Consider the following 8,307-nt stretch of genomic DNA (forward strand, 5'->3'; position numbering starts at 1 on the left):
GGGCACCGTCGCCCCGGCCAAGGTCTTCGTCATGGGGGCGGGGGTGGCCGGGCTGCAGGCAGTGGCCACGGCGCGGCGGCTGGGGGCGGTGGTCACGGCCACCGACGTGCGCCCGGCCTCGAAGGAACAGGTCGAGAGCCTCGGGGCCAAGTTCGTCGCGGTCGAGGACGAGGAGTTCAAGGCCGCCGAGACCGCCGCCGGCTACGCCAAGCCGATGTCGGCGGAATATCAGGCCAAGCAGGCCGAGCTGACCGCCAGCCACATCGTCAAACAGGACATCGTCATCACCACCGCCCTGATCCCCGGCCGCCCGGCGCCGCGGCTGGTCACGGCGGCGCATGTGGCCTCGATGAAGCCCGGTTCGGTGCTGGTCGATCTCGCCATCGACAACGGCGGCAACGTCGAGGGGGCGAAGGCGGGGGAGGTGGTGACCACCGGCAACGGCGTGCAGATCGTCGGCTGGACCAATATGGCGGGCCGCATCCCGGCGGACGCCTCGGCCCTGTATGCGCGCAACCTGAGCGCCTTCGTCGGGCTGATGGTGGCGGACGGGGCGCTGGCGGTCGATCTGGAGGACGAGATCCTCAAGGCGGCGGCGGTGACGCACGGCGGGGCCGTGGTGCATGAGGGGGTGAGGGGATGACAGCGCTGATCAAGCGCATCCTGATCGGTGTCGCCTGGGCCCTGATAGGTCTCGGTCCGCTCCTCGGACTGTGGATGGCTTTCGATATTCTTTCAGGCTCGCATCAACTGATGGGCGGTCCGACCTTCATTCTGCGCCAGTGGATGACCTTGCTGATGTCCATGCTGGGGCCCGTTGCGCAGGGCGCCGTGCTGTTGCTGGCCGTGGGGATTTACGGGCGCTTGGTGGAGAACCGCGCATAATGGAACACGTCGCCGTAGACCCCACCGTCTTCCGTCTCGCCATCTTCGTGTTGGCGATCTTCGTCGGCTATTACGTCGTCTGGTCGGTCACGCCCGCGCTGCACACGCCGCTGATGGCGGTGACCAACGCCATTTCGTCGGTGATCGTGGTCGGCGGGCTGATCGCGGCGGCGGCGGCCAGCGGCGATGGCTGGATCGCCAAGGGCGCCGGCGTCGCGGCCGTGACCCTGGCCAGCGTCAACATCTTCGGCGGCTTCATGGTCACCCGGCGCATGCTGGCCATGTACCGCAAAAAGGAGCGGCCGCCCGCGCCCGCCAAAGCCCCCGAGGCCGGATGAGTTTCGATATCCAGACCTTCGCGGTCGGCGCGTCCTGGGTCGCCACGGCGATCGGGGGCGGGCTTTGGCTGTGGAGTTGGCTGGGCGAGAAGGACGCCATCCGCAAGCTGCGGTTTCTGGACTGCGGGGTGGTGCTGCTGTTTGCGTCGATCCTGCTGCGGATCGTGGCGCAGGAAAGACAGATGAGCATCTGGGACTGGGCCGTGGTGTTCGTCGGCCCGCTGTTCATCGCCGCCGCCCTGTGGCGGCTGGCGCGGACGGCCGGTGCGCCGCCTGTAGGGAAATGAGCGCGACGATGAGGGGGATCTGACCACATGAACGCATCGATCGCGGCCCTGGCCTATCTGGTCTCCGGCGTCCTGTTCATCCTCAGCCTGCGCGGGCTGTCGAGCCCCGAGACGAGCCGGCGCGGCAACACCCTGGGCATGGTCGGCATGGCCCTGGCCGTGGCGGTGACCCTGGCCACCCTGTGGTCGACCGGGACGCTGGACCCGCTGACCCTGGCGCTGATCGGCGGCGGGGTGGTGGTCGGCGGCGGGCTCGGCGCCCTGATCGCGGCGCGGGTGCAGATGACCCAGATGCCCCAGCTGGTCGCCGCCTTCCACAGCCTCGTCGGTATGGCCGCGTGTCTGGTGGCCGTGGGCGCGGTCTATGCGCCCGAGAGCTTCGGCATCGCCACGGCGACCGGCGGCATCAAGACCCTGTCGATCATCGAGCTGAGCCTCGGCGTCGCCATCGGGGCCGTGACCTTCACCGGCTCGGTGATCGCCTTCGCCAAGCTGAACGGAAACATGAGCGGGGCGCCGATCCTGCTGCCGGCGCGGCACCTGATCAACATCGGCCTGGCGCTCGGCCTCGTCCTGCTGATCGGGGTGATGATCGGTTCCGGCGGGACGGCGACCTGGGCCTTCTGGGGCGTGTTCCTGATCGCCCTGATCCTCGGCGCCACCCTGATCATCCCCATCGGCGGGGCCGACATGCCGGTGGTGGTGTCGATGCTCAACTCCTACTCGGGCTGGGCCGCGGCGGCGCTGGGCTTCACGCTCGAGAACATCGCCCTGATCATCACCGGGGCCCTGGTCGGCAGCTCGGGCGCGATCCTCAGCTACATCATGTGCAAGGGCATGAACCGCAGCTTCATCAGCGTGATCCTCGGCGGCTTCGGCGGCGGTGACGCGGCGGCCGGCGCCGGCGGCGCGGCCGAGACCCGTCCCGTCAAACAGGGCTCGGCCGAGGATGCGGCCTTCATCATGAAGAACGCCTCCAAGGTCATCATCGTCCCCGGCTACGGCATGGCCGTGGCCCAGGCCCAGCACGCCCTGCGCGAGATGGCCGACAAGCTGAAGGAGGAGGGGGTCGAGGTGAAATACGCCATCCACCCCGTCGCCGGGCGGATGCCGGGCCATATGAACGTGCTGCTGGCCGAGGCCAATGTGCCCTATGACGAGGTGTTCGAGCTGGAGGACATCAACAGCGAGTTCTCGAGCTGCGACGTGGCCTTCGTCATCGGCGCCAACGACGTCACCAACCCGGCCGCCAAGACCGACCCGCAGAGCCCGATCTACGGCATGCCGGTGCTGGACGTGGAGAAGGCCGGGACCGTGCTCTTCATCAAGCGCGGCATGGGCAGCGGCTATGCGGGCGTCGAGAACGAGCTGTTCTTCCGCGACAACACCATGATGCTGTTCGCCGACGCCAAGAAGATGGTCGAGGGGATCGTGAAGGCGCTCTAGCCCGGCGCGACGAACTGGAAAGCGTGATCATGGCCGCCGAACAGAAAACCAAACCCACCGCCGCCTCCGCGGCCGACTTCATCGCCGCCGTCGAGGATCCGAAGCGGCGCGCTGACGCCGAGGCGGCCTGCGCCCTGCTGGCCGAGGCGACGGGCGAGCCTCCGGTTATGTGGGGGCCGTCGATCGTCGGCTTCGGGGCCTACCACTACCGCTACGCCAGCGGGCACGAGGGCGACGCGCCGCTGGTCGGCTTTTCGCCGCGCAAGGCCAATCTGGTCTTCTACCTGTCCGGCTGCGACGAGGGCCGGGACGATCTGCTGGCCCGGCTGGGCAAGCACAAGGCCGGCAAGGGCTGCGTCTACGTCAACCGGCTGTCGGACGTCGATCCGGCCGTGCTGAAGGAGATGGCGGCCTCGTCGGCGGAACGGCTGCGCGCGCGCTACCCGGTCTGACGACCGTAGGCGTCGAAGAACGGCTTGAGCTGGGTCTCGTAGCGTTTCCACGCCGCCTTGGACGAGGCGTACATCGGCTTGCGGACCTGGGCGAAGCTGGCGGTGGTGACGGCCCGTTCGGTCTTGTGGAAGTCGCGGACGCCGTCCTCCCACTCCAGACCGGCGTGCTCGATGATGCGTCGCATCCAGGTCTCTGGATCGTCGACCAGCGCCTCGTAGGGCACGGTCAGCAGGCTGTCGCCCAGCACCGCCGACCAGTGGGCGTGCAGCCGGTCCTCGCCCTTGAAATAGGCCGCGATGTCGGTCAGCGAGCGGGTCCAGTCGACGCCCTTGGCGAAGCGGGTGCGGTAGCAGGACCAGGCGATCCCTGCCGGGTCGCGGCGCAGCCAGATCAGCTTCGCCTTCGGCAGTACCTGATGGATCAGGCCGAGGTAGCGCGTCTGGTTCAGGGTCTTGTCGACCACCCGCCCGGTCTTGCCGAAGCGTTCGTCGACCAGATGCAGATAGGCCCGGGCGACGCGGTTGGGCAGGGTCGCGGCGTCCGGCCGATCGAACGAGGCGCGGACCTCGTCCGGGGTATAGCCCTTGATGGCCATGGCGGCGGGGCGGAACAGATTGGCTTCGGCGCCGTCGACGACCTGCGAATGGCTGACCAGGATCTGTTCGACCAGGGTGGTGCCGGAACGCGGCAGGCCCAGGACGAAGATCGGTCGATCGCTGTCGACCGTGCTCTTCGGCAGGCTGTCCATGAAGGCCTGATCCCAGCCGTTGACCACGGCGTCCACGAAGGCGTCGGCATGGTCGGCGTTGAAGGTGCTGTCGAGCTTCTGCAGCTTCGCCGCCTCGTCGAAACAGGCGAAGGCGCGATCGGTCTGGCCGGCGTCATCCAGCGCCTTGCCCAGGGCGTAGAGCATGACCACGCGGCTCTGGCGCGTGGCCTCCGAGGTCCCGATCCGCTCAAGCATTGCCTCCATCTGCGCGATGTCGGGATCGTCGGGGGTGAATTTCTTGATGTCGGCCAGCACGTGCCAGGCGTTCTCGGCGCCGAGATGCACGGTCGGCAAGGCGATGATCCGGCGCAGGTTGGCGATGGCGGCGTCGTGGTCGCCCAGCTGGACCTGGCAGGTGGCGAGGAAGTGCAGGGCGGTCGGATCGTTGGGCCGCTCGCGGGCGAGCGCGGCGCCCTCGCGCAGGGCGTCCTGGGTGCGGCCGCTCTGGATCAGCAACTGGGCGTAGGCGAGCCGCGCCTCGGGGGTCGGCGTCGCGGCGACGTGCTTGCGCGCCGCCGCCAGCGCCAGGGTGATCTCGCCGAGGGTTGCGGCCAGCCGCGACACCGACGCCCAGCGCGCGCCCAGCGGCGGATCGACCTGAACCGCCTTGGCCAGCAGATAGGCGGCGTCGTCGCGCTCGCGCGACTGAAATGCGGCCAGCGCGCCATTGACCAGCTGCGCTCCATCCACCGTCTGCGTCGTCATGGTCCAGTCGTCCTCCCGCGGCAGGAGGAGGGCTAGCCGCCCGGAGGCGTCGCTGCAAGCCGGAGGACGGGGTTCAGGCGGCGATGCGGAAGTCTTCGGCCGGGTCGAAGGCCGGGCGGGCCTCGTCCCACAGGGCGTCCTCGTCGGCGTAGCGGGCGGACAGGCGGGCGTCGATCACGTCGATGACCTGTTCCTCCAGCCGGTCCCAGATGACGGCGAGGTCGCCGCAGCCGTCGGCCTCGCACGGGACGATCAGATAGCGGGAGGCGGCGACGGAGGCGTTGGGGGCGAAACGGCGGGCCATGGGGGAGCTCCTGGGGCGGTGAGTGGGTCGATGGTTCGACTATGAAGCAGCGTTGCGTCAAAATCGGACGTATGCTCTTCTCCGGCGCATGAGACACGACAAGGCGGCCCTGGTTCTCGACCTCGCCCGGCGCATGGCGGCCAGCGCCGAGGGGGTGACCCTGGGCGAGATCGAGCGCGATCTGGACGTGGGTCGGCGCACGGCCGAGCGGCTGCGCGACGCGGTCATCGGCCTGTTCCCGCAGACTGAGGAAGTGTCGGACCCGCCGAACAAGCGCTGGCGCATCCGCGGCGGCCTGTCGGCCTTCGAGCAGGCCCCGACCACGACCGAGCTGATCGAACTGGCCAAGGCGGCGCAGGCGCTGCGGGCCAGCGGCGAGCCGAGCCGCGCCGCGGCGCTGGAGGCGCTGGAGCGCAAGCTGAAGTCGGCCATGCGCTCGACCACGCTGAACCGCCTGGCGCCGGACCTCGAGGCGCTGGTCCGGGCCGAGACCATCGCCGTGCAGGCCGGGCCGCGACCTTCGGCCGATGAGGCCATGCTGGCCGAGATCCGCCAGGCCATCCTCGCCGGGCGGCCGCTGGGCTTCATCTACAGCCGTCCGGGGGCGGAGGCGCGCAGCCGCAATGTCGCGCCCTGCGGGGTGATGTTCGGTCGCGCCAACTATCTGGTCGCCGCCGACCGCGAGAGCGGCCGCATCCAGACCTTCCGCCTCGACCGCATGAGCGCCGTGCGGGCGGAGGCTGGCGTGGCGTCGCCGCCGCCGGACTTCGACCTGCAGGCCTTCGCCAGCCAGTCGTTCGGCATCTACCAGGACGAAATCGAGGATGTGGTGCTGAAGGTCTCGCCCGAGGGCGCGGACGAGGCGCGCGCCTGGCGCTGGCATCCGACCCAGAGCCTCGAGGCCCAGCCGGACGGCGGCGTGGTGGTGCGCTTCCGCGCCTCGGGCATGCGCGAACTGGCCTGGCATCTGTTCACCTGGGGCGAGCAGGTCCAGGTCGTCGCGCCAGAGCGGCTCAAGACGGTGATGGCCGACGCGCTGGCCGCGGCTGGACGCGCCCTCGATCGGGCCCAAGTCTGACCAAAGCTTAAGCTGACTCCGGTCGCCCGCCCGCGATAATGGCGCCGCTTCAGGGGACCCATTTCATGCTCAGGACTGGACCGGCCGTGCTCGCGGCCTTGACGCTCGCGCTGGGCGGTTGCGCCGCCGCCGGGCTGGCTTCGCCCGCCGCCGCCTCGGAGTCCCGACCGGCGGTCACCGTCACGCGCGACGGCGACAGCTGGACCGCGGACTATGTGCTGGATCGCGACGCGCCGGTGTGGGCTTTCTACAGCTCATCGCTGATCATGGACGCGCGGCGGCCGTGGCGGCTGGAGCAGTGGCGGGTGCTGACTCCGGGCGTAGTGCTGGAGCGGATCGGCGACCGGGACGTGCTGCGCGCCGCCGACGGCGGCCCCGTGCCGCGCCGCCTGCGCATCGCCTTCACGCCGAAGTCCGAGAACCTCGAGGCCGATTACAGCATCCTGGTCTTCACCGACGGATCGACGGCCCTGCCGAGCGGCCAGTTCGACGTCTTTCCGGTCGACTCGCCCGCGGCCGTAGCCGAATTGCCGCGCGACCTGAACGGTCATGAGATGGAGGGCGGGGCCGCCACCGTCACCTGGCGCGACCGCGCCGGGCCGATCCTGTTCCGCGGCCGACGCGTGGCCGAGGCGACCGAGGCGGAGGCGGAAACCTATGTGCTGTTTGGCGAGGCCGATCTGGTCGAGGGCGAGCGGCTGATCACCGTGGCGGATCCCGCACTGCCGGCCTGGATCGGCGACGCCATCGAGACCTTCGCGCCGCGCGTGGCCGACCTCTATGCCGAGCGACTCGGCCCGGGCCAGAGCGCCCGGCCGACGATCATGATGAGTTGGGACGGGCCCACCGACGGGATGACCTCGATGGGCGGCAGCGTCATGCCGGGCCTGATCGTCATGGCCTTCGAGGGCGAAGGGGTGGTGCAGCCGACGGCCGCCGTCCTGGCCATGTCGCGCTGGTTCATCGGCCACGAGAGCGCACATTTCTGGCTGGGTCAGGTGGTCCGCTACGAGCGCGCCCGCGACGCCTGGATCACCGAGGGCGGGGCCGACATGATGGCCATCCGGGCGATGCAGCGGATCGATCCCGACTGGGACGCCCGCGCCGAACTGCAGAAGGAGGTCGACGACTGCGTGGCGCGGGCCGACGAGCCGGTCGCCGAGGCCGCCGGACGGGGCGAACACCGGGCCACCTATGCCTGCGGGGCGGTGTTCGCCATGATCGCGGAGGCGGCCCAGCGGCGGGCGACGGGCGGGGACTGGTTCGACTTCCTCAAGCCGCTGATCGACGCCAGCCGGGCGGACGGGGTGCTGACGCGGGACGAGTGGCTGGACGCGCTGGATGCGGTGTCTGGCGATCAGGAGACCCGTCGCGACATCGAGGCCCTGCTGGATCAGGGCGCGCCTGACGCGGCGGCGGTCGTCGCCCGGTTGTTCGACCGGTCCGGCGTGGCCTACGGGCTGGAGGACGGACGGGTCGTTCTCGGCTGAGGCTCAACCGTCCGCGAACGGGTAGGGGCTGACCGACTTCGACCAGTCGTCCACCGTCAGCGGCCGGTCCACGGGAGGCGCCGCACGCTCGGCGCAGGGATGGCGGTGGCACAGCCGGCAGGCCGGACCGATCGGCGTCACCTCGGGCGCTCCCAGATCAAGACCGCGGGCATAGACCAGACGGTGGGCGTGTTTCAGCTCGCAGCCGAGGCCGATGGCGAGGTCCTGGCCCTCGGTGAAGGCGCCAGAAGACGCACCGGCGCCCTGACGGTCGACGGTGCGGGCGAGGGTGAACCAGCGCTGGCCGTCGGGCGTCTCGATGATCTGGGTGACGATGCGCCCCGGGGTGCGGAAGGCGCTGTGCAGCCGCCAGCGCGGGCAGGCGCCGCCGAAGCGCGAGAAGGGGAAGGCGCCCGAGGCGAAGCGCTTGGAGATGTTTCCGGCCTGGTCGACGCGCATCAGGAAGAAGGGCGCGCCTCTCGCCGTCGGCCGCGACAGAGTGGTCAGGCGGTGCGCCGCCTGCTCGAACGACACGCCGAAACGAGCCTGAAG

General features: G+C 70.1%; 10 protein-coding genes and 1 pseudogene. 8 read left to right on the forward strand and 3 right to left on the reverse strand.

Annotation, left to right across the window (positions count from 1 at the left end; translation table 11 throughout):
• The 6 genes and pseudogenes from RDU12_RS09160 to RDU12_RS09185 form a co-directional block, all read left to right on the forward strand.
• Window positions 1-643 (forward strand): annotated as a pseudogene (locus RDU12_RS09160) (NAD(P)(+) transhydrogenase (Re/Si-specific) subunit alpha); the annotation flags it as partial.
• Window positions 640-885 (forward strand): hypothetical protein, encoded by a 246-nt coding sequence (locus RDU12_RS09165; protein ID WP_300290411.1) that lies wholly within the window; start codon window positions 640-642, stop codon window positions 883-885. The pseudogene RDU12_RS09160 and the gene RDU12_RS09165, both read left to right, overlap by 4 nt.
• Window positions 885-1,223, forward strand: a complete 339-nt coding sequence (locus tag RDU12_RS09170) for an NAD(P) transhydrogenase subunit alpha (RefSeq protein ID WP_300290409.1) — start codon at window positions 885-887, stop codon at window positions 1,221-1,223. The genes RDU12_RS09165 and RDU12_RS09170 overlap by 1 nt, the downstream gene beginning before the upstream one ends.
• On the forward strand, window positions 1,220-1,510 hold the full coding sequence (locus tag RDU12_RS09175) for a hypothetical protein (RefSeq protein WP_300290407.1): 291 nt from the start codon (window positions 1,220-1,222) through the stop codon (window positions 1,508-1,510). The genes RDU12_RS09170 and RDU12_RS09175 overlap by 4 nt, the downstream gene beginning before the upstream one ends.
• 27 nt (window positions 1,511-1,537) lie before the next feature.
• Window positions 1,538-2,956 (forward strand): NAD(P)(+) transhydrogenase (Re/Si-specific) subunit beta, encoded by a 1,419-nt coding sequence (locus RDU12_RS09180; RefSeq protein WP_300290405.1) that lies wholly within the window; start codon window positions 1,538-1,540, stop codon window positions 2,954-2,956.
• A 29-nt stretch (window positions 2,957-2,985) separates the two neighbouring features.
• The gene (locus RDU12_RS09185; RefSeq protein ID WP_300290403.1) at window positions 2,986-3,408 is read left to right on the forward strand and encodes a DUF1801 domain-containing protein; all 423 of its coding nucleotides are present in this window, start codon (window positions 2,986-2,988) and stop codon (window positions 3,406-3,408) included.
• Here RDU12_RS09185 and RDU12_RS09190 read toward each other — a convergent pair.
• Together RDU12_RS09190 and RDU12_RS09195 are read right to left on the reverse strand one after the other, a co-directional pair.
• Window positions 3,396-4,883 (reverse strand): sulfotransferase, encoded by a 1,488-nt coding sequence (locus tag RDU12_RS09190; RefSeq protein ID WP_308684483.1) that lies wholly within the window; start codon window positions 4,881-4,883, stop codon window positions 3,396-3,398. The genes RDU12_RS09185 and RDU12_RS09190 overlap by 13 nt on opposite strands.
• 73 nt (window positions 4,884-4,956) lie before the next feature.
• Window positions 4,957-5,187 (reverse strand): hypothetical protein, encoded by a 231-nt coding sequence (locus RDU12_RS09195; RefSeq protein ID WP_308684484.1) that lies wholly within the window; start codon window positions 5,185-5,187, stop codon window positions 4,957-4,959.
• 88 nt (window positions 5,188-5,275) lie between these two features.
• On the opposite strand from RDU12_RS09195, the gene RDU12_RS09200 reads away from it, so the two are divergent.
• Together RDU12_RS09200 and RDU12_RS09205 are read left to right on the forward strand one after the other, a co-directional pair.
• Complete coding sequence (locus RDU12_RS09200; RefSeq protein ID WP_308684485.1) at window positions 5,276-6,265, forward strand: WYL domain-containing protein; 990 nt, start codon at window positions 5,276-5,278, stop codon at window positions 6,263-6,265.
• Window positions 6,266-6,330: 65 nt separating this feature from the next.
• Window positions 6,331-7,755: a M1 family aminopeptidase gene (locus RDU12_RS09205; protein ID WP_308684486.1), complete on the forward strand. Its 1,425-nt coding sequence runs from the start codon at window positions 6,331-6,333 to the stop codon at window positions 7,753-7,755.
• A 3-nt stretch (window positions 7,756-7,758) separates the two neighbouring features.
• Here RDU12_RS09205 and RDU12_RS09210 read toward each other — a convergent pair.
• A partial coding sequence (locus RDU12_RS09210) for a DUF2083 domain-containing protein (protein WP_308684487.1) occupies window positions 7,759-8,307 on the reverse strand: 549 nt, incomplete at its 5' end.

This window comes from Brevundimonas sp. (genome assembly GCF_031082345.1).
In the GTDB taxonomy this organism is placed as follows: domain Bacteria; phylum Pseudomonadota; class Alphaproteobacteria; order Caulobacterales; family Caulobacteraceae; genus Brevundimonas.